General features: G+C 36.9%; 25 protein-coding genes and 1 riboswitch. Of the genes, 2 read left to right on the top strand and 23 right to left on the bottom strand.

Annotated features, from left to right (window positions below; all coding sequences use genetic code 11):
• Nucleotides 1-67: 67 nt before the first annotated feature.
• Nucleotides 68-652 (top strand): rhomboid family intramembrane serine protease, encoded by a 585-nt coding sequence (locus tag K6959_RS00205; RefSeq protein WP_223087311.1) that lies wholly within the window; start codon nucleotides 68-70, stop codon nucleotides 650-652.
• Nucleotides 653-764: 112 nt separating this feature from the next.
• Here the strand turns inward: K6959_RS00205 and K6959_RS00200 are convergent, their stop codons facing one another.
• The 23 genes from K6959_RS00200 to K6959_RS00090 form a co-directional block, all read right to left on the bottom strand.
• Nucleotides 765-2,231 (bottom strand): PH domain-containing protein, encoded by a 1,467-nt coding sequence (locus tag K6959_RS00200; protein WP_223087309.1) that lies wholly within the window; start codon nucleotides 2,229-2,231, stop codon nucleotides 765-767.
• Complete coding sequence (locus tag K6959_RS00195; RefSeq protein ID WP_163241426.1) at nucleotides 2,224-2,703, bottom strand: PH domain-containing protein; 480 nt, start codon at nucleotides 2,701-2,703, stop codon at nucleotides 2,224-2,226. The genes K6959_RS00200 and K6959_RS00195 overlap by 8 nt, the downstream gene beginning before the upstream one ends.
• Before the next feature lie 160 nt (nucleotides 2,704-2,863).
• Entirely contained in the window at nucleotides 2,864-3,178 is a 315-nt protein-coding gene (locus tag K6959_RS00190; RefSeq protein WP_163241428.1) for a DUF3784 domain-containing protein, read from the bottom strand.
• A 121-nt stretch (nucleotides 3,179-3,299) separates the two neighbouring features.
• Entirely contained in the window at nucleotides 3,300-3,746 is a 447-nt protein-coding gene (locus K6959_RS00185; RefSeq protein WP_223087308.1) for a hypothetical protein, read from the bottom strand.
• A 409-nt stretch (nucleotides 3,747-4,155) separates the two neighbouring features.
• Nucleotides 4,156-5,601, bottom strand: a complete 1,446-nt coding sequence (locus tag K6959_RS00180) for a degradosome RNA helicase CshA (protein WP_316252508.1) — start codon at nucleotides 5,599-5,601, stop codon at nucleotides 4,156-4,158.
• A gap of 417 nt (nucleotides 5,602-6,018) precedes the next feature.
• Nucleotides 6,019-6,735 (bottom strand): alpha/beta hydrolase, encoded by a 717-nt coding sequence (locus K6959_RS00175; protein WP_262421838.1) that lies wholly within the window; start codon nucleotides 6,733-6,735, stop codon nucleotides 6,019-6,021.
• Nucleotides 6,736-6,928: 193 nt separating this feature from the next.
• Entirely contained in the window at nucleotides 6,929-8,308 is a 1,380-nt protein-coding gene (locus K6959_RS00170; protein WP_223087304.1) for a UDP-N-acetylmuramoyl-tripeptide--D-alanyl-D-alanine ligase, read from the bottom strand.
• 27 nt (nucleotides 8,309-8,335) lie between these two features.
• A complete protein-coding gene (locus K6959_RS00165; RefSeq protein WP_163241438.1) occupies nucleotides 8,336-9,421 on the bottom strand; it encodes a D-alanine--D-alanine ligase in 1,086 nt (361 codons plus the stop codon).
• Nucleotides 9,422-10,141: 720 nt separating this feature from the next.
• Nucleotides 10,142-10,873, bottom strand: coding sequence for an ATP-binding protein (locus tag K6959_RS00160; protein ID WP_163241440.1), 732 nt, complete (start codon nucleotides 10,871-10,873; stop codon nucleotides 10,142-10,144).
• The gene (locus K6959_RS00155) at nucleotides 10,870-11,361 is read right to left on the bottom strand and encodes an ECF transporter S component (protein ID WP_163241442.1); all 492 of its coding nucleotides are present in this window, start codon (nucleotides 11,359-11,361) and stop codon (nucleotides 10,870-10,872) included. Before K6959_RS00155 ends, K6959_RS00160 begins: the two co-directional genes overlap by 4 nt.
• A 6-nt stretch (nucleotides 11,362-11,367) precedes the next feature.
• The gene (locus tag K6959_RS00150; RefSeq protein WP_163241445.1) at nucleotides 11,368-11,949 is read right to left on the bottom strand and encodes a cob(I)yrinic acid a,c-diamide adenosyltransferase; all 582 of its coding nucleotides are present in this window, start codon (nucleotides 11,947-11,949) and stop codon (nucleotides 11,368-11,370) included.
• Between the two features lie 13 nt (nucleotides 11,950-11,962).
• Entirely contained in the window at nucleotides 11,963-12,406 is a 444-nt protein-coding gene (locus K6959_RS00145; RefSeq protein ID WP_163241447.1) for a bifunctional adenosylcobinamide kinase/adenosylcobinamide-phosphate guanylyltransferase, read from the bottom strand.
• Nucleotides 12,358-12,972, bottom strand: coding sequence for a histidine phosphatase family protein (locus tag K6959_RS00140; RefSeq protein WP_262421837.1), 615 nt, complete (start codon nucleotides 12,970-12,972; stop codon nucleotides 12,358-12,360). The genes K6959_RS00145 and K6959_RS00140 overlap by 49 nt, the downstream gene beginning before the upstream one ends.
• Nucleotides 12,942-13,733: an adenosylcobinamide-GDP ribazoletransferase gene (cobS, locus tag K6959_RS00135; RefSeq protein WP_262421836.1), complete on the bottom strand. Its 792-nt coding sequence runs from the start codon at nucleotides 13,731-13,733 to the stop codon at nucleotides 12,942-12,944. Before cobS ends, K6959_RS00140 begins: the two co-directional genes overlap by 31 nt.
• Nucleotides 13,730-14,533 (bottom strand): cobyric acid synthase, encoded by an 804-nt coding sequence (locus K6959_RS00130; RefSeq protein ID WP_218943925.1) that lies wholly within the window; start codon nucleotides 14,531-14,533, stop codon nucleotides 13,730-13,732. The genes cobS and K6959_RS00130 overlap by 4 nt, the downstream gene beginning before the upstream one ends.
• Nucleotides 14,526-15,110 (bottom strand): bifunctional adenosylcobinamide kinase/adenosylcobinamide-phosphate guanylyltransferase, encoded by a 585-nt coding sequence (locus K6959_RS00125; protein ID WP_163241451.1) that lies wholly within the window; start codon nucleotides 15,108-15,110, stop codon nucleotides 14,526-14,528. Before K6959_RS00125 ends, K6959_RS00130 begins: the two co-directional genes overlap by 8 nt.
• Nucleotides 15,092-16,168: a threonine-phosphate decarboxylase CobD gene (cobD, locus tag K6959_RS00120; protein ID WP_163241453.1), complete on the bottom strand. Its 1,077-nt coding sequence runs from the start codon at nucleotides 16,166-16,168 to the stop codon at nucleotides 15,092-15,094. Before cobD ends, K6959_RS00125 begins: the two co-directional genes overlap by 19 nt.
• The gene (gene cbiB, locus K6959_RS00115; protein WP_163241455.1) at nucleotides 16,125-17,108 is read right to left on the bottom strand and encodes an adenosylcobinamide-phosphate synthase CbiB; all 984 of its coding nucleotides are present in this window, start codon (nucleotides 17,106-17,108) and stop codon (nucleotides 16,125-16,127) included. The genes cobD and cbiB overlap by 44 nt, the downstream gene beginning before the upstream one ends.
• Nucleotides 17,105-18,574, bottom strand: coding sequence for an adenosylcobinamide amidohydrolase (locus K6959_RS00110; protein WP_223087301.1), 1,470 nt, complete (start codon nucleotides 18,572-18,574; stop codon nucleotides 17,105-17,107). The genes cbiB and K6959_RS00110 overlap by 4 nt, the downstream gene beginning before the upstream one ends.
• A gap of 1 nt (nucleotide 18,575) precedes the next feature.
• Nucleotides 18,576-19,637, bottom strand: coding sequence for a FecCD family ABC transporter permease (locus K6959_RS00105; protein ID WP_163241459.1), 1,062 nt, complete (start codon nucleotides 19,635-19,637; stop codon nucleotides 18,576-18,578).
• A complete protein-coding gene (locus K6959_RS00100) occupies nucleotides 19,600-20,577 on the bottom strand; it encodes an ABC transporter substrate-binding protein (RefSeq protein ID WP_163241461.1) in 978 nt (325 codons plus the stop codon). Before K6959_RS00100 ends, K6959_RS00105 begins: the two co-directional genes overlap by 38 nt.
• A gap of 138 nt (nucleotides 20,578-20,715) precedes the next feature.
• Nucleotides 20,716-20,909, bottom strand: a riboswitch (cobalamin riboswitch).
• Nucleotides 20,910-21,009: 100 nt separating this feature from the next.
• Nucleotides 21,010-21,366 (bottom strand): DMT family transporter, encoded by a 357-nt coding sequence (locus K6959_RS00095; protein ID WP_218943926.1) that lies wholly within the window; start codon nucleotides 21,364-21,366, stop codon nucleotides 21,010-21,012.
• Nucleotides 21,332-21,703: a DMT family transporter gene (locus K6959_RS00090; protein ID WP_163241465.1), complete on the bottom strand. Its 372-nt coding sequence runs from the start codon at nucleotides 21,701-21,703 to the stop codon at nucleotides 21,332-21,334. The genes K6959_RS00095 and K6959_RS00090 overlap by 35 nt, the downstream gene beginning before the upstream one ends.
• A gap of 189 nt (nucleotides 21,704-21,892) precedes the next feature.
• Between K6959_RS00090 and K6959_RS00085 the strand changes: the two genes are divergently transcribed.
• Nucleotides 21,893-22,489, top strand: a complete 597-nt coding sequence (locus K6959_RS00085) for a GNAT family N-acetyltransferase (RefSeq protein WP_223087299.1) — start codon at nucleotides 21,893-21,895, stop codon at nucleotides 22,487-22,489.
• The last annotated feature ends 27 nt before the right edge of the window (nucleotides 22,490-22,516 follow it).

Raw genomic sequence — 22,516 nt, 5'->3', positions numbered from 1 at the left:
TATAAGAAATCCATCCGTTACCCATAAACTTTCATGATGAAAGCTATATTTAATAAGGAGGTTCTTTATGTTCGTCAGGACTGAGAGCATTAGTGAGTTTTTTCGCTATTACCCTATCATCGTAAGCTTAGTCACTATACACATTTTATTATATCTTTTTTTTTACATCCCAATTTTCCCCGGTAATCTATTATTTGAATTAATGGCGGGGATTAATTTAAATATTGCTGAAGGTGAATTATGGAGGTTCATAACGCCAATCTTTGTTCATGGCAGCTTTCCTCATATGCTTTTTAATAGTTTCTCACTCGTCTTATTCGGACCAGTACTTGAACGCCAATTAGGAAAGGGACGATTTATTAGTTTATATTTACTAAGTGGAATTCTTGCAAATGTAGCCACGTTTATTTTGAAGCCTTTTACATATGTACATGTTGGAGCAAGCGGCGCTATTTTTGGTTTGTTTGGTTTTTATATTGCAATGATTGCGTTTCGAAAAAACAGTCTTTCACGTCAAGATAAAGATGTCATTTTAACGATTACAGCAATTGGTTTTATTATGACATTTATAACAGCTAATATAAATGTGACCGCTCATATATTCGGCTTTATAGGAGGATTTTTATTTGGCACTATGTCCTTGAAAAAATAACATTTGCCAGTCTAGTTGTGATATATCGGAGAAGAGACGGAAGAAAGCTCTTCTCCGAAGGGATGATCTTAAAATGCTTGCCTCCCACGATGTCTTAAAACTACAACGATATTTACCTGTTTTTTTCAAGCGAACGTTTTGAAAACCATTGATATATTACGTCTGCATCAGAACTTTCGATATCAATCACCTTTCCTGAAGCATGCCCTTCGCCTGATTTTACCATTGCAACTACTGTTGCAAGCTTCTTTCTTCTTTGGAAAAAACTATGCTGAATATCAAGTGATTGAACTCGATTTTTTATCATGAAAAAAGTATTTTTTATCATAAATCGAGAGCGTAAATTCAATTGTTGATTATGTAAGCTCCATCCTGCATCTTTATAGCGCAAATATGACCAATATATACTAATTAGCGGTAAAATCAAACTGAACAATCCCCATTGTCGGAAAAAAAAGAGCGCTGCCGCGACAAGTGGAAGAACATAGAGCAATCCGCGAAAAATGTATCGTTTCAAAGCCCTTTTCGGCACTGATTTAAAAGTAGGATTAAAATTGTAAACATTTAAGCCCGCTGCTAAATACGTTGAAATTTTGTCTTTCTTTATTAATGGCAATAACATAACTGAGGCCCCTTCTTTATCCATAACAGACCCGCCAGCACTTTCTACAAATACAGAACATAATCCAAATGGCTGACGAATTGGACTTTCTGCGATCCGAATTGCTTGAATTCGCTTGATAGGTATCGTTAATTGCCGTTTTTCTACTAATCCCCTAGAAATAATGAGATCATCATTGACTTTCTTCACTGTATAGGAAGCGTATTTGATCATTGTTCCAATTAAAGCAACAACCCATGCAATGAGAAAGCCGATAAATACAAGGATTGAAATAAAAATGAATCCATTTGCTGCTATCTGTTCAAAATCTTTAAAAATACGCTCATAAGGGATATATTCCTCAAATTGAAATATGAACGCAAAAAATGCGGAAATGACTACACCCACGCCACCAGATGTTGAAGCGAGTAATAATAACTCTTTTGAACTAATTTCATATAATATTTCCTCATGTTCCTTTTGCTCATTTACATGACTAGTCTCATCAATATTCATCTTATTTTTTTCAGCAGCTATAATAGCCTGGATGGTATTTGCTTCTTTTTTTGTAATCGCAGTTAAATTAGCTTCTGACTCATCAAGGTTAGCTCCCCCTGAGCCAGCCGTTTCAACTGATAACTTTACTAATCCAAACGGTCTTTGCAAAATTCCTTCTGAAAGGTCAATACTTTGTATCCGTTCAAATGGAATATACCGTTTCTTTTTAACAAAAATACCGTGCTCAATTCGCAACTCTCCTTCTTCAATTCGATATGTAAAGCGAACCCACGATAAAATAGCCGAAACTAATACAAAAGCAATAGCAATACTGATCCCAATTAAAAAGAAGAAGCCTGATTTATCTCCGTCCCTGCTGCCTAAAAAGATAAAGATAATAATAGGAATAATAAATTCTTTTAATTGTTTTAAAATATGAATTAATATTGTAATGGGATGAAGTCTTTTCGCCTCAGACATCTTCATTTGCCACCCTTGCTAATTTTGAAATCGAAACTCTTAACTCCTCTGCTTCTTTTTCGACTAAAGCGGGAATTTCATGGACACTCGCCGCTGTTGCAATTGTAATTGTAGCAAGTCCATATTTTTTTAAGATCGGTCCTTGTTTTGTATCAACATGCTGAACTCTTACCATCGGAATTAATGTCCTTTTAACGACTATAATACCACGCTGAAGCTCAATTTCTTCCTCTCGCACTTCGTATCGCCAGCGTTTCCAGCGAACTGACGGGACAATAGAAATTGTTATATACGCCTCTACAATTAAGAGAACAGCAGCAGCCGCAGCATACCAGTAAGGCCATTCTGCTATAATTGTATAAACTATTAACGCTCCTACTAAAAGTAAAAAAATAACTGAAGAAATAATTCCATAAATACGCCAAACTGTTAAGGCCTTTACTGAAATTCTTTTTTGCGGTTCAGATAACATTCAATTTCCTCCTACTGATAACCAATTACTGTATACTTTTTATACATTATCACATATGCCTTGCAATCTTAAAAAGTTTACAAAAATTTAATATCTTATATTCGCCACTTATAAAAAACCCCCTTTATTTTTAAAAAGTAAAATATTAAAATGAATATTGTTACTCGAATGTTGAACGATTTAACTTGTTAGCATAAATTAAAACAAAAATGATCCCTACTACAACTAAAACCATATATATAATTCCAGCATTCGTACCGGCAAATTCTAGTCCAAAAGGAAGGATAAAAGTTAAAACACCCACTAATATTGAAAAAACACCAAATAATTTCGCTAATTTGTTTTTATCCCCTTTAAATGTCTGGTCATCAAATCCTCCAATAAGTGAAAGCTTTTTCTTTTTCCAAATGAAGCATCCTAAAAAGATTAAAAGAATACTAACAAAAGTACACACGATCACCCCAGCTAATAACATATATATCACCACCCAAAAAAGTTAGATAATGTCTAATTTATATACGTTTCTTTTTTGCAAACAGTTTCATCTTTCTTTTAGGAACTTTTTCTCTAAATTGAAACGATTCACTACTCGCTATCTAATCCCAATCATTGAAAATAACATCACCTATTGTTTCAGGCCTCCAATAAGCAGCTTGCTCCAACTCACTACAATGAAAATTTTGGAAACTCTTTGCATCTAAAGGTGTATTTAGCTCTTTAAAGCTTAAAACTTGATAAAACGGGTTAAACTGTTTTGCTAGTTCAGGTACATCTATAAAATTGATCTTAGCAAAATCGATATCTGAAGCAAAAGCCAAATAAGGGTATTGATTATGAAGTAAAATATAAAACTTTCGCTTAAAAACTTTAACTAAAACGTAATAAAAATTCATTGGATATTGCGGTTCTTTAAAAGCTAATACTTCCCCCCTATTTTGTATTGTAATCGTGAAGCATAGCTGCTTAAATTGCTTTCCATCAACTTTAGAAGGACCGTTATTTTTATAATGATAAAATCCAGTGATTCCATTTAGTAGCTCCATCATAACCACCTTTCACATTGAAAATACTTTTCCTTTTCATTCTACATGAATCACATAATGAATGTTTAATTTTACAATACATATTTTTATTATTGGAGTTTTATGAATTAGTACATTTGTGTTAGATGAATGAATAAAGCAAAGTTCAATCTAATTCACCTAACAGCTAGAAAGAAAACAATCAACTTTGAAATGGAAAAACTAGAAGGTGGTGTTATAGAAGTAGTTTATTATGTATGAATTCCTTTAAAATTTACGACTCGTCCCATATACTCTTCAGCATTTTATTTAATGAACGGTAACCCATTTAAAACCATTGCCGACATTTGAAAGGCGCTTGAAACCGTGGTCACATAGAGCCTATAACATTAATGGAGAAAATAAAAAAGAGCCATGCGGCTCTCCTTCTTTATCTATAGCTTTTTGATCTTGAATAATTTCCACGTTTCGAGTTAGAGCGTGATCTGTAAGACGATTTTTTTCTTCCGCCATCGTTGCCCTTTCTTCGATCATACGATTTCTTTTCTCTTTTAGAAGCTAGTGGCGGTTCCTCGGTTAACTTTACTGGAACTGTTTCAGGCTCTTTCGTTAATAGCTTTAAAGCTGCAGCTATTATCGTTGTAGCATTATGCTCATTTAATAGCGACTCTGCTGGTTGTTTATAATATTGAATGTTATTCGCTTCAATTGTGTGCAATATTTTGTCCATTGTCACTCGCTGTTGACCTTCAAGTGCTTCATCCAGAGTTGGCGGCTTTATTCTATCCATCGGCCGTTTCGTCGTTTTTTCAACTATTTTTAAATACGGCTTTTCTCTGCTCGTAATAAACGTTATCGCCATACCTGTTTTTCCGGCACGACCAGTACGTCCAATACGGTGTACATAACTTTCTGGATCTTGTGGGATATCGAAGTTATATACATGAGTTACTCCAGAAATGTCCAATCCCCTTGCGGCAACATCTGTTGCAACAAGTACGTCAATTGTCCCTTCTTTAAACTTGCGTAACACCGATAACCGCTTTGCTTGGCTTAAATCCCCATGAATTCCTTCAGCCATATATCCCCGTAAGTTCAACGCCTCAGCTAATTCATCTACCCGCCGTTTCGTTCTTCCAAATACGATTGCTAGTTCAGGGGATTGGATATCAAGTAACCGAGTTAATATATCAAACTTATTTTTCTCCTGAACTTCCAAGTAATATTGTTCGATTTGAGGAACGGTCATTTCTTTCGCTTTTACTCGGACGACTGTTGGATTCTTCATAAATTTTTCAGCCATTCTTTGAATTGGAGCTGGCATTGTTGCTGAAAATAGCAACGTTTGACGTTCTGTTGGGATTTGCGCCAAAATCGCCTCAATATCTTCAATAAAGCCCATGTTCAGCATTTCATCAGCTTCATCAAGAACGGCTGTGTGAACATTTTCCAAACGAAGCGTTCTTCGATTAATATGATCTAATATTCGTCCTGGTGTACCGACAATAATTTGTGGTTTTTTCTTTAAAGCACGAATTTGTCTGCTTATATCTTGGCCTCCGAAAATCGATAGTACACGTACCCGCTTTCCGTAGCCAATTTTATATAATTCTTCAGACACTTGTATTGCCAGTTCTCTCGTTGGAGCGACAATAATTCCTTGAATTGAATCATTTTTCATATCAACTTTTTCAACTAAAGGAATACCAAATGCTGCGGTTTTTCCTGTACCGGTTTGTGCTTGTCCGATAATGTCAAGCTTTTTTAAGCTTAATGGAATCGCCTCAGCCTGAATAGGGGTTGCTTCTTCAAATCCCATTCGTTTCACTGCTTTCATTGTAGAGGGACTTAACCCTAGGTCTTGAAACTTAGTCAATTTTTTCATTCTCCTTCAACTTACACAAAAATTTATCTTTAAAAAAAAAAACGAAATGTTTGCCCTGGTCCTCCGTTCTCATTCAAATGTTCCCGTCATATGGCCATCAACCTAATTATTATAAAGCATTCTACCCTTTGTGATAACTATTTTAACCAGCTGTAGGATGATTAAATGTGATCGTTCAAAGAATAGCGGTTAAAGACTTTATAAAAATAATGTCTCTCGTTCAGAAATCAATGAATGATTCTGCAGACTAAATGGTCTGTTGAGCAAAAAAGACATTCTCCAACGGGAGCATGTCCATGAAAAAAAGAACTCTCTTTTTGACACTTTGAGATTAATTTTATCATTTGAAAGTAGGAAATGCAATATTAGCCAAAAGGCATGATGATTGTTCCATTTTCAATTTTTCATTTATAACGATATTTGTTGACGTTTTAGAAAAGCTAGAACCTCCGCAAACAATTTATCTCTCTCGTTGCAATGGCAAATAAGATGTTTACATTCTTTTAAAAAAATAAGTTTTTTTTCTTGTGCATTAATGACATCGTATAAATAGCGAGCCGTCTTCGGCGGAACAATCCCATCTATTTCTCCTTGAGCAATAAAAGTAGGAATCGTAATGTTTGCGAGCATTGGGCGTATAGTTGAAACGAGCGTTCGAAACTGTCTCGTTGCCTCTATCGGCGTATTTCTTATCTTTGTTTTATATCTAAGGAACAAGTCGTTATGAGCTAAATTGCCTCGAAATGAGTCTCTTATCATTTCTGCAATATCAGCAGCTAACTGTTTTAAATTAATGTAACGTGCTGCAGCACTTAGCAACACAAGCTTTTTGACTGGATAATGAGTTGCTAAATAGCTCGCAATTAGGCCGCCCATTGAAAAACCGATTACATAAACGGTTTCACACTTATTCAGCAGGACTTTTAACTCAGCTTCTGCATGTTCAAGCCATTCCTCATAACGTATTCCCTTTAAGCTTAAAGTTTCACCATGCCCCGGTAATGTTGGAACAGCTAACAGCCAATTTGTTTTTTCATTAAGATAATTGACAAGAGGTTTTATTTCATTCGGATTACCAGTAAAGCCATGAATACATAAACAACCGATCGTCATCATCATCACCATACATTTAACATTTTTCTTCCCCTTTTATTTTGTACAAACACGACTTTTATCATACAAAAATGATGAAGACAAGAGAAAAACATTACGCATGTATAATGAAAGAAATTGAAATGTTTTATAGGACATCCATCCTGTAATCTAGAATGAACGAGTGGGAGATGCTTTCATCTCCCACTCATTCAAAATATACCATTTATTTTGTTAATGCATCGACAACTTGTTCAAGCTTCATTGCTCTAGATGCTTTAACTAAAATGATTTCATCTCCCGTTGTCCGTGCTTTTAATTCCGTTATTAATAATACTTCTTTTTCTAAAAATGAAAATAGTCTATTTGCTGGAAATGATTTTTTTGCTCCGTCTGCAATCTTTTCCCCAAGCTTTCCATATGTAAAAACATAGTCAATTTGATCAGGATCTAATAAGTTCCCGATTGCTTCATGATAAGCCTCTGTTTCTGTTCCTAATTCTAAAATATCCCCGAGCACAACTATTTTTCGTTTATACCCTTTCATACTTTCGATTAATTCAAATGCCGCTTTCATCGAAGTAGGGCTAGCATTGTACGCATCATTAATAATTTTTTCACCTTTTGCTCCTTTAACTAGCTCCATCCGCATACCTGTTAACTTTAAATGAGCGAATCCTTCGTTCATAATCGCAAACGGAATGTGAAAATGATGGGCAACTTGCATTGCGGCAAGCGCATTTAATACATTGTGTATTCCTAATACAGGTAAATAAAAATTTCCTTCTTGCTTATTGATAGAGAAATAATTTCCCTTTTCTCCCTGTTCCATATCGTTTGGGAACAGATCGTTTGACTTTTCTCTTCCGAATGTTTTGACAACAGCGTTTCCGTAATATTGATCAAAATATTCCTTTAATAAAAGCTCATCACCGTAATAAACAACTAATCCATTATCTTGAAGCCCGTTCATAATTTCAAGTTTCGCAGCCGCAATTCCTGCCCTAGAACCTAAATTTTCAAGATGGGATTCTCCTATATTCGTAATGACAACTGCGTCTGGAAGAGCAAGCTTTGTTAAAAAGTCAATTTCACCAGGATGGTTCATTCCCATTTCTAACACAGCAAATTCAGTATCTTCCCTTAATTGTAAAATCGTTAATGGCAAACCAAGATGATTGTTATAATTTCCTTCGGTCTTTTGAACTTTATATTTTAATGACAATAAATGTGCTGTCATATCTTTCGTTGTTGTTTTACCATTACTTCCCGTAATTCCAATGACTTTTATGTTTAATTGTTTACGATAACTTCTGGCCAACTGTTGTATTGCTAATAACGTATCTTCAACGATTAACAACGGTAAATGCAAAGGTGGATTTGGCATATCCTTTTGCCAAAGAGCCGCAGCTGCTCCGTTTTTAATTGCTGCTTCAACAAATTTATGACCGTCAACATTTTCACCTTTAAGCGGAACAAATAAATTTCCCTTTTCAAGTTTACGTGAGTCAATACAAATACCAGAAATCATTGTTTGTTGGAACTTCGATATATCATTGTCAATTTTTATTATTTCAGCTAGCTGTTTAAGCGTTTTTTGAATCATTGAACCTCTCCTTATGGAAAAATTTACTTAAAACGTGTGCTTTATTTTTTGCTTCTCTTCATGTCTTTCGATTGCTAATGAAATGAGTTTTTCAATTAATGAAGGATAATCAACACCAGTATGTTTCCATAAAAGCGGGAACATACTGAACGGTGTAAATCCAGGCATTGTATTAATTTCATTCATTAATATTTTTCCATCTTCAGTGATAAAGAAATCTGCACGAACAAGTCCTGAACAATCTAATGCTTTAAAAGCCTTTAAAGCCATTGCTGTTAATTTTTCATATTGCTTATCTGTAACTTCTGCAGGAATAATTAATGCCGTATTGCCATCCTCATATTTCGCCTTGTAGTCGTAAAAATCTACTTTCGGTACTATTTCCCCAGCTATTGAACATTTTGGAGCTTCATTGCCTAATACACCAATTTCGATCTCGCGCGCAGTCACTCCTTGTTCGATAATAATTTTTCGATCATACTGGAATGCTTCAGTAAAAGCCTGTTCAAGCTCAATTCTATTCGTACATTTACTAATTCCTACACTTGAACCTAAATTTGCTGGTTTGACAAAACACGGATAACCAAGTTCCTCCTCTACCTTTTTATAAACCTCTTCTTTCTCACTTTCCCAATCACTGCGAATAAATGAAACATAATGAACTTGGTCAAGACCGGCATGAGCAAAAATATTTTTCATAATCACTTTATCCATACCAGCAGCAGAGGAAAGTACCCCGTTTCCTACATATGGTATGTTTAAAATTTCAAGTAGTCCTTGGACGGTTCCATCTTCCCCATTAGGACCATGTAAAAGGGGAAAAATAACATCAAAAGGTCTTTCTGCTTCTTGATGAGTTTCATTAAGAAAATTTTCTTGAGCAATTGATACTGGACTTAATGATGTTCCTTCAAAAAACTGCAATGCTTTTATTTCGTCAACTGGCCCTGCTAGTTGCTCGCCTTTTATCCATTGTCCTTGTTCATTTATATAAATTGGATAAATATCATATTTATTAAAATCTAATGCATGAATAACAGCCAATGCCGTTTGTAATGACACCTTATGCTCTGCAGACTTTCCACCATATAGCAATCCTAATTTCGTTTTCATGTTTGGACCTCCATTTTAAAATTGGCACCTTTATATTTTAACACTTTCTAATAAAAGATAGAGAAATATTATTTATAGTCGCTGTTATTTGTTTTATATGTATGATTCGTGCAGCTTGATTAAATCCTTTTTTTCATTTTTACATGCCTTCTATTTCCAAAATATCAGTCATGAAATATTGGGGAAAATCATCGGTTGATTAAAGTAAAAAATAGATAAAATAAATAACAAAAGCAGTCAATCGTTCACTACGTTAGCCTCACGTTGGTATTGACTGCTTATATAGGCACATGGCTTTGTTTTAGTAGTTCATTAATTGTTCAATTGTTCCGGAATCATCATTACAAAAGACTCAAAGCTAATGTTAAGTGTAAATTTAACAATGATTCCACAATTTACTCTTGTAAGAATGGAAAAAATCCGTCTATACATATCACTTTTTTAAGGTTATCTCATTAGTATAGTTTTTATTTAAGGGATTCCTAATAAGCCAGTGTTACTTATCCCAGTATCTTTATTTACAATTGATTATCGCACTTAATTTCTAATCATTAAAATTACAATATTGTTACTAAATTTTGATGGATATTACTTTTGAATAGTTAATCTTCACTCATTTTTTATGGATCTTCACCAACTAAAATAATGAAGGGAGGTTTTCACCTCCCTAATGCCTTAATCAATTAAGTTTCCAATCTTTTAAGCTGCGACTTTTTCTTACTATTCCTTTTCACACTGAATTGTTAACGGATGGAACCAATTGCCGATATTTTCTTTTAAACTTGAAGTGATCTTTTCTACATAAACAATGATGAAGCAAGTAGACGGACCAGATGATTTTAATAAATCAACTTTTCCTTTTACATGATGTAACTCGAATGTACAATTTGTAAATAGTTGATTTAGTTCAAATAAAATTCCTTTTGAACCAACAGGAAGGATTGCCTTTATTCCATCTTGTTCAAAAGCCCATTTAAATAATGATAGAGGTGCGATTTCATGTTTGGATGTTATCACCTCTTCACCTACTAATGGGCTGCCAATTACAGCCACGCGGAGATTGTCAGTAAGGTATAGATCGTTTTCCGTTAGATGATTTCGTTTTCCTAATACGATCATCCCCAATGCTGATTGTTCCATTTGAAAGTTACTTTCAGTACTGCCTGTAATCTCAAGCTGATTTAAGGAAAGTTCCTTCATTCCTTGTTTTACACCACTTATTAATGCATTCAAGGCTTCATCCCCGCAAAAGTTATGCATAACGACTGAAAAGGGAACAGCTCCTGCTGCGATACACTCCATAACGGCAACACGGAAGCTGTAATAGGCAACGATATCGTATGGTACGTGCACAGAATCATTCTTCTTTAAACCTATCGAACCACTATTATCACTTGCAATGACTAATACCTCTTCCCGATTCAATTCAATTGTTACAACGTCTCGTTTCACTTCGTTTCTCCCTTTAAATAAAGCATTTTAAAAACAGGCGACAGACGTGGGATGACTGCAATAGCAACAATGACATTTAAGATGGAACCGATTAATAAAGACGGAACAATCCCGATATAAAATGCCTTCCCCATCATAAAGAGAAATGGCAACGGTGCCGCGAAAGTATTTCCTAAAATAAAAAGAATTGCAGCACTTTTACGTTTTCCATTATTATATAAACTGCCAAACACCCAGACAAGAAATGCCATTTCTAAAGCAATGATAAAATGAAACGCTCCTAACGGCATTCCTACAATAACCGCTGATAATAAATGGCCTAAGGCTCCAATTAATGCACCTAAGCCTCCACCTAACATCGCTGAAGCAAAGAGCGCTGGAAAAACATCTAATGCGACACTGCCAACTAAAGCTGGTATTTTTATCGCTGCTCCAATAGTTGAAAGTGCGATAAATAGGGCAATCCAAGACAGTTTTCTTCCCGTCATTACTTGTTAATTCTCCTTCCGCTTCCCTTTTCTAAACACAACCGCACTCCGTTCATACTCAACATCTTTTATGTTTGAACGATAATTAATCACTCTTGCCAGTGCGAAAAAGAAGTCTGATAGACGATTAAGGAACTGCTGTGTAATTTGTGACATATTTGAATCCGCTTTTGCTAGCTTGACGACTAATCGTTCTGCGCGACGTGTAACTGTTCTTGCAATATGGATCGATGCCGCTGCCTTAGTTCCTCCTGGTAAAATAAAGCGCTCAAGCTTTGGGGCTTCCTCAATAAATTCATCAATCTTCTCTTCCAAAAAAGTAACCGCATCCTCTGTTAATTTCATTTCCCGCTTTTTTGAAATATTGGCTAAATCACCACCGCAATCAAAAAGCTCATGCTGAATTTTCTCTAAAACATCTAAAATATCTTGAAATTGTTCCCCTTCTAATTGTGTCATTGCTTGACCGACAAAACAGTTCACTTCGTCAACAGTACCGTATGCTTCAACTCGTACATCGTCCTTATCGACACGCCCGCCAATTAAACTTGTCTTTCCTTTATCACCTGTTCGTGTATAAATACGCATTTGCATTACCCCTTTATTTTAAATTTGTCGCTAACCCATACCAAATAACATCAACGCGTTCTGCAACGTTCGCTGCATCTTGAAATGCCCAGCCAGTTACATCACGCCAGCGCCGATCTACTTGTTGCACTGGAACAATTCCCTTTGTAATATCGGATCCAATGATGATCAATGTACGGTCTTGCTTTTGCGCTTCCAAATCAATCCAACCTTGTAAAAAGTAGTGCCATTTTTGGCGGCATGTTTCGATATCTTTGTATTTTTCAACTAATTTTTTTATCCATTGCTCGACCCCTTCTAAAATAAGAAACTGTTCCACATCCCAAAAGACGCTTTCTGGGCAAGCTTCCAGCTCATATGCAGAAATCCATTTGTAATGCTGATGTTCTTTCAGTCGATACCGCTCTTCTACCCATTTTCTTTTGCCATTAAAGGCACCGCCTGTAACGAAGTGCATCGCTCACCCCTCCTAAAAGCAGCTAACGGCCAAATAAGTTCATATCCCTGGCCATGCTGCACTGTCCATTCCCAAAAATCTCGCTTAACTGGAGCGTACGTTGACAACAAATAACGAATGACGCCTCCATGGGTGACAACAGCTATTTTTCGCGACTTCTCCCGAATAATCTTCTCCGTTATTTGATTCCAGCCTCCCTCAATCCGTGTCGTAAACTCAGAAAATGTTTCACCATTTGGCGGTCGATACATAAGCGGATGAGAAAGCCATTTTTGATATTGTTTATAATGCTGTAATTCGTTGAACGTTTTACCTTCCCATTCACCGAAATGAATTTCTCGCAGTTGATTTATTTTTTCATGTGCAACATCACGAAACAAAATGCTAGCTGTTTCCACACAGCGGCATAAATCGCTTGTAAAAACAAGCTCATATGCTTTAAGTTGCGGTTTTAATTGCAATAATTGTTCAACTCCAGATTTACTTAAAGGTGAATTAGTCCAGCCGATATAAGCTCGACGTTTATTATCATCAGTTATCCCATGACGAAATAATGTAATAGCCAAACAGTCCTCCATAATACAGCCTCAGCTCCTTCCACAGAAGCGCCTAATACGTCACCAGTAATCCCGCCAAACCAGCTTCTTATTTTATAAAAGAAAAAAATGGCTAAGAAGACAATGACTAGTAATAAGATGAAACCGCCGAAAAGGGCATCCTTATTAAAAATAGCTAAAAGAATAAAGACGATGAAGAAATAAAAAGGGTAAATCCATAAAGCAGTCTTGTCAGCAGCTTGTTGAAGAAAATAGCCGAGTCCTTCTTTTTTGGCAGTTTGAATTGATAAAAGAAAATATCCCATCATACTTCTGCTTAAAAAAGGAACAAGCGCCACTAAAAAATAAGAGCTAGGCTGCACAAATAAAGTCACTTCATAGAAAAAGAAAAAGCGGCTGCTTAATAAAATAATGACCGAAAGAACACCAAATGCCCCTACACGGGGATCTTTCATAATCTCAAGCCGTTTCTCTTTCTCACGATAAGAAAAAAAGGCATCGCTCGTGTCGATCCAACCATCAAGATGAAGCCCGCCTGTAAAGATAATCGTGAACAACGTAAACAAAAACGCAGAAGCAAGAGGTGTAAATGGTGTCCACTGAATAAGGCCATACAAAATACTGGCGTAAAGTAAGCCTTGCAATATTCCTAAGATCGGAAACATTTGAACTGATCGTTTCACTGCTTGTTTATCCATTGATAGTTGAAATGGAATCGGTATACTCGTAAAAAACTGCAAATTAATGAAAAAGCCCCTTATCATATTCATTTTTCCCGCCAGCTAAACATAAGATTTTTTATTTGTTCCCAATCAAGATGATTTTTCACATAGTTTGCAATGATATCATAATCTTCTGGCTGCTTTAGTTGTCTATCTACAAATGGAAGAACCCCTAAAACAGGAATTCCGGTCTTTTTTTCTATTAACTGTATACCTTCTTGAAATTGTGCAGGATCCCCATAAAATTTATTAATAATGATTCCTTTTATCCTCTCTCGCTCTTCCTTAGATAGAAGGGCTATTGTCCCGACAACGCTTGCAAACACACCGCCCTTATCAATATCGGCGACTAATAGTACTGGAACGTCTGCAAGCTCCGCGATTTTCATATTCACTAGCTCTCGCGATTTTAAATTTAACTCAACAGGGCTTCCTGCCCCTTCCATAATAAGCACTTCATATTGATCCGTTAGTTTCGTTAACGACGTTTCGATAGCAGCAAGACCGTTTTCATAAAATGAGTCTCGATCGTGCTGACTAGATAACGTGCCAGTCGTCTCGCCAAAGAGCACAACTTCAACTTGGCCATGATTCGGCTTTAGCAAAATCGGATTCATCTCAACACTCACTTCTGTCTTAGCAGCTTTTGCTTGAATTTTTTGCGATATGCCAATTTCTTTCTTATCTTTAAGTACGAATATATTATTTGTCATGTTTTGCGACTTAAACGGCGCAACGAGCACTCCTTCGTTTGCCAAAAGACGGCAAAAAGCAGCGACAATAAAACTTTTGCCTACATGTGAAGCCGTTCCTTGCACCATAATACCTGTAATTAGAAATTTACTCATTCAATCGTTCTCCCTTCATCAGAACATGTATACCCGCTTCAACTAAAAAAGCTTCATCTGCCATTTTGACAATTTGCTGATGAATAGATCCGAGGAGCCGTCCATATGTTAAGCTCGTTTCCTCATGAATCGGTTCATTTAACAGTTCATTAGAGACAACGACCGTCACAATGGAATTGTTCTTTAATTGAGCAATATTTGCTACGATAGACTGCTCAACATGATTTTGAAACTTCTTGCTTTGCCATTCCCCTGTTTCATAATGACTAAATAGTTCATTATCCAGTAACGTTGTAACACAATCAAGCAAAACAACGTCCCGCTTCGTAAAGTGGGATGCTAAGGTGCCTAAATTAAGAAAGCATTCCCACGTCTTCCAAGGAATCGGACTGTTTTGCCGCACTAATTGATGGCGTCTAATTCGCTCTTCCATCTCATGATCCGCTGCTTGTCCACATGCAATATAATGTAGTCTCCCGCTTGTTTTTTCAGCATATGAAGTCGCCAAACTTTCCGCAAACGAACTTTTTCCGCTTCGAACACCGCCGGTAATAAAAATTAACTTTGCTTGCGCCATTCTGTTAATGCCTCTGCTAATTGGTTATGATCTTCAGCCTGTTTCACTGCCAACCTTAGCCAACGGCCTTCAATACCGGGAAAGTTTGCCGTATGTCTTGGAATGATCCCTTTTTTAAGTAAAAAGCGAAATAACGGAAGCTGATCATGTGTATGCGGGTCTTTCATTAAATAAAAATTCACTTTTGATGTAGAAACGATAAATTGCAGTTCTTTTAAGGTACGAAAAATCCTTTCTCGTTCGTTCATAATATAGTTCTGTGTCTTTTTTACATATGCTGACTGCTCAATGGATACTTCCCCAATTTTTAAAGCAAGGGCATTGACACTCCAATGAGGTTGAAAAGCTGCCAGCTTTTGAATCGTTTTTGGCTGGCTAATCACATATCCAAGCCGAATCCCAGCAATAGCGTACATTTTCGTTAACGAGCGAATGATTATTAAGTTCGGAAACTTCGTTATATAAGTGACTAGTGAAGAATATTCTGCATAAAAATCATAAAAAGCTTCATCGACAATGACATGAACATTTTTTTCATTGCATAGCTGCAGCAACTTTAACAGTGCAGCTTTTGAGTAAGTAACCCCGGTTGGATTATTTGGCGTGCATAAAAATATCGCATCGACATGAGCGAGCTTTGACAATAACACATCAACGTCTAACTCCCAATCACCTTCTTGTAAAAGATGATAAAAAATATGACACCGGGATGCTCTGCAAGCCGCTTCATATTCCGAAAATGCAGGCTGAACAATTAAGACTCTTTTCTCTTGCAGCATCCGAGCGATAAGGGTAATTAATTCTGCTCCGCCATTTCCGACTAAAATCGACTCCTCGGCTACACCGTCTTTGTTTGCAAGCTTTTGCTTTAATGATATCGTTTTCGGATCAGGATAATCATTGATGGCATCTATCCATTCATGCCAACGCTCGCCAATTATTTTTGGCGGTCCAAATGGATTCGTATTGACACTAAAGTCGATATATTTTTTAGGAAGAGACATATTGAAGCTCTCATATAAGTATTGCGGATTTGATCCATGTGTAGGCCATTGCAAATGTCATTCCTCCTAACAATAAAAACAATAAGAATAATAGTGAAGTGCGTTCTAACAAAGTATTTACTTTTTTAATATGACTTGCTTGTATCGGAACTAGGGGATCACCCATTTTTGCTCTATGCGACACAACACCTTTATACGTATTTTTCCCGCCTAATTGAATACCGAATATAGCCGCTGCAGCGGCTTCAGTCCAACCGCTGTTTGGACTTGGGTGTCGTCTTGCATCGCGAAAAAGAATGGACCAGCCTGTTTTCACCTTTGTTTGTTCATGTTTCATGCTCATTAACATAACAAATCCTGTTAACCTGCTTGGCAGCCAATTGACGAGATCATCAAGACGTGCAGACACCTTGCCAAACTCTTCATATCTTTCATTTCGATAACCGACCATGGAATCACACGTATTAATTACCCGGTACATAACCGCAAGCGGTGCTCCGCCAATTAATCCCCAAAAGAGTGGGGCGGTTATGCCATCACTCGTATTTTCAGCTACTGTTTCAATCGTTGCTCGCGCGATTTCAGCCTCAGTTAAATTTTCTGTATCTCTGCCGACAATATAAGATAATTTTGTTCTCGCTTCATTTAAATTACCATGAGTTAAAGGTTCATACACTTCCATCGCAGCCGTCTTTAAACTTTTTTGGGCAATGGTCGTTGAAATGATCACTGCCTCACCAATTATTCCTGCAACTAAATGAAGCTGATATAACAAACTAACAAACATCGCCGTCGCAGTGACAAACGTCATGAGAACGGCTGTGACCATGAGAAATCCATACAGTCTTCGCTTCTTTCCCTTGTTCAAGCTTTTTTCTAAAAAGGCGATCATCCTTCCCATCCATCGAACTGGATGAGGCCAATGAGGCGGATCACCTATTATTTTATCGATTATGAAAGCGAGCGTAATCGCTGTAAGATGTTGAATGATCATCGTTGTTTCCTTCTTCTATTTTTTTCAACTGCCTCAGTCAAACAGTGGTAAATACTTTGACTAATCAATTTTCCAAGAGGCGTAATTGAACCTGCATATTGCAGCATTTTTCCCCGTTGAGTTGCAGCGATTAATATGCTGTCAGTTGATGTCCCTGTCGCTTGTGATCCAGTAAGCGGATCTTTAATATCCTGCTCCTGCATTACTTTTACTTTCGTTTCAGTCGCGGTCACAATACTTTGAATAAATGCCTCATCTGAAAGATGACCATTAATAAATATCCACATATTAATCGTCCCAGGTATCGCTTGCGATGAGTGTTCCTTACTTCTTGTTACGTCAACCGCATTCGATACTCCTGCGGTCACGACAACAAAAACGGAAAAATCATCTCTTTCAAAAAAGCGGTATGAAACATCTTCTAAAAACACGGCTGTCATCATTGCAACTGTTTCTGAAGGATTTATTTTTTTGGTGCATAAATATTGGCACATTTCTTCATGGTGATGGCGACAATCATAATTTTTATCAACATGACGATTAACGAATGTACTATGCCAGCCTGCTCCAGAGCCAATTACACCAGAAGATATCGTTCGGAGCGGTATTGGGGACATGAGCTGAATGATTTCTTCACTTTTATGAAGAAATCGTTCATCAATGACAATTTCCTCATGGTCCTCTTTTTGCTTATCTGGCATTAAAATCATTTGTGGACGCGGAACTTTCGGATGCGGGTGCTTCTCAACTTTTGTTTGATAAACGGCTCGTATCCGTTCTTCCTTTAAGACTTCATTTGGAAAATGAACGATATTTTTTTCGCCATTTTCCAGTAATAACAATCGATCACAATATAATCCGGCTAAATTTAAATCATGGAAAATTGAGATGACTGTTAAACCTCGTTCACGTGTCCATTTTTTTAATAGGTCTAGTAATTCTTTTTGATATGATAAATCAAGGTGATTTGTCGGCTCGTCTAATAATAAAATTTCTGGCTGCTGTGCAAGTGCTTGCGCTAAAAAAACCCTTTGCCGTTCACCACCTGATAGCTGATGTAAATAATGTGCCTCATATTTATTAATACCTGTCTGTTCCATCACTTCACACACAATCGCTTCGTCTTCTTTAGTCCACGATTGAAACCAACCGCTTTGATGAGCATAACGGCCAAGTGACACCGTTTCTTTTACTGTGTAAGAAAAAGTATCTTGTGTGAGCTGCGGAAGAACTGCAACGAGCTTAGCAAACTCTTTAGGAGAATATGATGTAAGCGGTTTTCCTTTTACAGTAATCGTGCCTTGCTTCGGCTGCAAGATGCCGCTGACCATTTTTAATAATGTTGTTTTACCGCTGCCATTAGGTCCTAAAACTCCAAATAGCTCTCCCTGCTCTACATGAAAGGAAAGATCATGTAACACACTCGCACTTGAATACCCTCCTGTTAAATGTTGTATCGTAAGCATGTTATCCCCTTCTCTCCATTCGTCTTCTTAGCAAAATAATCGCAAAAACTGGAGCACCTATTAAAGAGGTAATCACACCAATCGGCAATTCGATCGGTGAAATAATCATTCTGGCGACTAAATCTGCCAAGATTAAAAAGGCACTGCCCGTTAAAATGGATAACGGTAAAAGATGTTTATGGTCAGGTCCCCATAACAATCTTGTCAAATGAGGGATGACAAGACCAACAAAACCAATCGTCCCTGATACAGCAACAGCTGCCCCAGTTAATACCGAACCTGCCAGTAACACCGTCATCTTCCGCCTACGGACATCTACACCTAAATGTTGCGCCCGTTCTTCTCCAAAAGACATCGCATTCAATTCTTTTCCATTTAACATGAGTAATAAAGAACCGAATATAAAGAAAGGTAAAATAATGCCAACATAATTCCAACCTCGCATCGACACACTTCCTAGAAGCCAGCCAATAATTTGCCGAAGTTCCTCACCTGTTAACGCTATCATTAAAGAGATGAGTGCACCTAAAAAAGAACTAAAAATAATTCCTGTTAAAATAATCGTTTCCACTTTCATCGAACGATCCACTTTCCGCGCAAAAAAGAGCACGGCAAAGATCGTCGCAATGGAAGTAATAATGCTAAAAATCGGCAATGTAAAGCCCTTTAAAAATGGCACAGATAAATGAAAAAATAAAACGATCACCGCGCCGACCGAAGCCCCTGATGAAACACCTAACGTATATGGATCCGCTAATGGGTTACGTAGCAAACCTTGGAAAGCCGCTCCGGCAATTGCGAGAGATGCTCCAACTAAACCAGCTAAAATAACACGAGGCAAGCGAATATTCATGACGATATTTCCATACATCGGATCGAGCATTTCAATTGAACCTATCTGAAACACTTCGAAACCAATGATTTGGAAAATATTCACGATCGGAACAGATACTGTCCCGATCGATATTCCTAATAACACTGCCGTAAAAAGAAACAGCCCTGCCAATGTGTAAGCAAAGATCTCATTACTCTTTAAAAACGTCTGGATAAATCGCTTTTGCAAGCTGCTCTACTCCTTCTGCCAGCCTTGGACCTGAACGATTCACAATATCTGCGTGAACATCAACTACTTGTTGATTTTTCACAGCCGGTACATCTTTCCAGCCTTCACGACTTAATACTTGTTCAGCTGGATTGTCTACATAATATCCATATGTAGTGACAATCACATCTGGATTAAGTTCAATAATTGCCTCTTCAGTTAATTGAACCCATCCTTCTTGTTCTTTTGCCGCATTTTCAGCATTTACAATTTGAATCATTTCATCCATAAAAGTGTTTTTCCCTGGCGTGAAAATTTCCGGGGCAGGAGCCACTTCGATAAAGACTTTTTTCTTGTCCTTAATTTTTGCTGTCTTATCTTTAATCTCGGAAACTTTATCTTTCATGTCTTTAATTATTTTTTCGGCTTCTTCTGTTTCTCCGGTTGCTTTTCCAATCATTTGAATAGACTCATAAACTTTATCAAAATTTTGAGCATCATTTACGACAAGAACTGTAATCCCAGCGTTGCGAAGCTGTTGTAATCCTTCTGCTGACTTTTCTGAATTAGAAGCATGGGCTAGTACTAAGTTAGGCTTTAATGAAATAATCTTTTCAATATTAAAATCCATTCCGCCAATTTTTTCTTTTTCCAAAGCTTCTTCTGGATAATTATCATAATCGTTTACACCAACAATATGATCTCCCAAACCTAAAGCAAATGCGATTTCTGTATTACTTGGCATCAGTGAGATAATTTTTTCTGGCTTTTCTTCAATGACAACCTCATTACCATCACCATCTTTAATCGTAACTGGGAATGAAGCTTCTTCCTTTTGTCCAACATTTGTTTCTTGTTGCTTTTCATTTTGTGACTCTTTCGGCTTTTCCGCGGAGTTACATCCAACTAATAATCCGAATGAGAGTAGTAATACGAATATAAAAGAATAATACTTTTTCAATGCTGTTCCTCCCTATTTTTCCATAGTAAAGACAATTAAAAAACATCTCCCGTCTTGATGGAGATGTTAATCGGAGTCTTTATAAAACATTGTAAAAATAATCATATGCCGACTGACACCTCCCTATCCTCGTAGGTTTTTGGTGCACAAGAAATAGGCAGGTCTCCTGGCTCATGGTCATTGCTTGCCGCACCCTTCCCATACATTTATTAAAAGCACAGTGGGCACATCGCAGCTTGCTACCATTTACAGTGGCGGGACCGCGTTGGATTTTCACCAACTTCCCTTTTAAGTCTTCAATAAAGGAAGACACCTAGCTCTGTGATCATTATGAAATTTTCCGCTTGATCAAATTATACACGAGAATAAAGTTTATGGGGAATATTTTTTATTCATAAAGCTTTAGACTTTAACAACTAGCAGGAGTTTTTATTAAGAACTAACTAGCTTCAGCCCAACACCGCCGCAAATAATCATTCCGATAAACAAAAGGCGCTTCCAACTTTTTGATTCCATAAAAAAAATCATTCCATATAAAACACTCCCTGCAGCCCCAATCGCTGACCAAATAGCATACGCCGTTCCAATCGGAATGTCTATTAAAGACTTTGACAAATAATAAAAACTAATGATTGCCGAAATAATCGATAGAGCTGTATAACGCTTTACTGTAAAGCCTGCAGAATATTTCATAAAAACAACAAATCCAATTTCTCCAAAGCCAGCAACTAATAAGTAGAACCAAGCCACTGTTTTAACACTTCCCTTTAACCTTAGTTTCTTGCTCATCTGAAGATGACATCACTAAACCAATTATGCCGCCGAACAGTAAGGTTAAAAAAAATAACTTTAAAACACCGCCATCTTCATTCAAAAATAAGATCCCGATTAATACTGTGCCTACTGCACCGATTCCAGTGAAAACAGCATACGCCGTCCCCATAGAAATATCACGCATCGCTTGAGAAAATATCCAAAAACTTACAATGATTAACACAATCGTTATAATACTAGGAATTAATCTTGTAAATCCATTTGAAAACTTTAAACCAAACGCCCAGCCAATTTCTGATATTCCTGCAATAAATAAGTAAACCCAAGCAAGACGTTTATTTTTTCGATCCATTGATAAACCCCCCTACAATTGCAATAGACCATCTTTGTAATCTATTATAAGATTAAGCTGTATTGAACTTGTATTTCCTTTCCATCATAGCTGAAAAGACATGTGAAACGATAGTCTCACACAAATGAGTCTAAAACAACAATATTGTTTACCATAGCATAAAAACAATAAAAGGGAGTGGGTAAAAAGATGGACAGTTTTATCCCAATTATTCACGGAAAAAAAGTGACGCTGCGAAGAAAAACTGAAAAGGATTTGCAAACTCTTTGGACATATATTTATGGGACAATGAATCCCGAGTGGAAAAAGTGGGATGCTCCTTATTTTCCGCTTAAACATCTCGATTTTCAGACGTATCGGAAGCAATCATTGCCATTATTAACAGCCATTTATCCACATCGAATGGTCATCGAAGTGGACGGGAAAGTAATTGGGACAGTGAGCTACTATTGGGAAGACGAACTATCTAAATGGCTTGAAGCTGGAATCGTTATTTTCGATTCAGATTATTGGAATGGTGGTTATGGGACAGAGGCACTTGCTTTATGGATCGATTATTTATTTTTAACATTACCAATTGTACGTGCAGGAATAACGACATGGTCAGGAAATACACGGATGATGCGTACCGCAGAAAAAATCGGAATGATGGTTGAAGGAAGAATGCGAAAATGCCGTTACTATAACGGTCAATATTATGACTCGATCCGGATGGGAATATTAAAAGAAGAATGGGAGCAAGAAAAACAGCATCCGCAATCGACGGTTTATCATCTTTTTCATTAAACAAACGTTTGATTCATGTGAAAACTT

Origin of the sequence: Bacillus aquiflavi, assembly GCF_019915265.1 — a bacterium.
GTDB classification, from domain to species: Bacteria; Bacillota; Bacilli; order Bacillales; family Cytobacillaceae; genus Bacillus_BT; species Bacillus_BT aquiflavi.
This window is presented reverse-complemented; position numbering and strand designations above follow the sequence as displayed.

What these genes read in the sequence shown, in the direction of transcription:
- K6959_RS00185 (WP_223087308.1), bottom strand. Translation starts at nt 3,746, where the DNA reads ATGGAGCTACTAAATGGAATCACTGGATTTTATCATTATAAAAATAAC.
- K6959_RS00085 (WP_223087299.1), top strand. Translation starts at nt 21,893, where the DNA reads ATGGACAGTTTTATCCCAATTATTCACGGAAAAAAAGTGACGCTGCGA.
- K6959_RS00165 (WP_163241438.1), bottom strand. Translation starts at nt 9,421, where the DNA reads ATGAAAACGAAATTAGGATTGCTATATGGTGGAAAGTCTGCAGAGCAT.
- K6959_RS00170 (WP_223087304.1), bottom strand. Translation starts at nt 8,308, where the DNA reads ATGATTCAAAAAACGCTTAAACAGCTAGCTGAAATAATAAAAATTGAC.
- K6959_RS00150 (WP_163241445.1), bottom strand. Translation starts at nt 11,949, where the DNA reads ATGCGTATTTATACACGAACAGGTGATAAAGGAAAGACAAGTTTAATT.
- K6959_RS00200 (WP_223087309.1), bottom strand. Translation starts at nt 2,231, where the DNA reads ATGTCTGAGGCGAAAAGACTTCATCCCATTACAATATTAATTCATATT.
- cbiB (WP_163241455.1), bottom strand. Translation starts at nt 17,108, where the DNA reads ATGATCATTCAACATCTTACAGCGATTACGCTCGCTTTCATAATCGAT.
- K6959_RS00195 (WP_163241426.1), bottom strand. Translation starts at nt 2,703, where the DNA reads ATGTTATCTGAACCGCAAAAAAGAATTTCAGTAAAGGCCTTAACAGTT.
- K6959_RS00175 (WP_262421838.1), bottom strand. Translation starts at nt 6,735, where the DNA reads ATGGTGATGATGATGACGATCGGTTGTTTATGTATTCATGGCTTTACT.
- K6959_RS00190 (WP_163241428.1), bottom strand. Translation starts at nt 3,178, where the DNA reads ATGTTATTAGCTGGGGTGATCGTGTGTACTTTTGTTAGTATTCTTTTA.
- K6959_RS00145 (WP_163241447.1), bottom strand. Translation starts at nt 12,406, where the DNA reads ATGCACTTCGTTACAGGCGGTGCCTTTAATGGCAAAAGAAAATGGGTA.
- cobS (WP_262421836.1), bottom strand. Translation starts at nt 13,733, where the DNA reads ATGAATATGATAAGGGGCTTTTTCATTAATTTGCAGTTTTTTACGAGT.
- K6959_RS00205 (WP_223087311.1), top strand. Translation starts at nt 68, where the DNA reads ATGTTCGTCAGGACTGAGAGCATTAGTGAGTTTTTTCGCTATTACCCT.
- K6959_RS00130 (WP_218943925.1), bottom strand. Translation starts at nt 14,533, where the DNA reads ATGAGTAAATTTCTAATTACAGGTATTATGGTGCAAGGAACGGCTTCA.
- K6959_RS00095 (WP_218943926.1), bottom strand. Translation starts at nt 21,366, where the DNA reads ATGAGCAAGAAACTAAGGTTAAAGGGAAGTGTTAAAACAGTGGCTTGG.
- K6959_RS00155 (WP_163241442.1), bottom strand. Translation starts at nt 11,361, where the DNA reads ATGACGGGAAGAAAACTGTCTTGGATTGCCCTATTTATCGCACTTTCA.
- K6959_RS00110 (WP_223087301.1), bottom strand. Translation starts at nt 18,574, where the DNA reads ATGCTTACGATACAACATTTAACAGGAGGGTATTCAAGTGCGAGTGTG.
- K6959_RS00090 (WP_163241465.1), bottom strand. Translation starts at nt 21,703, where the DNA reads ATGGATCGAAAAAATAAACGTCTTGCTTGGGTTTACTTATTTATTGCA.
- K6959_RS00125 (WP_163241451.1), bottom strand. Translation starts at nt 15,110, where the DNA reads ATGGCGCAAGCAAAGTTAATTTTTATTACCGGCGGTGTTCGAAGCGGA.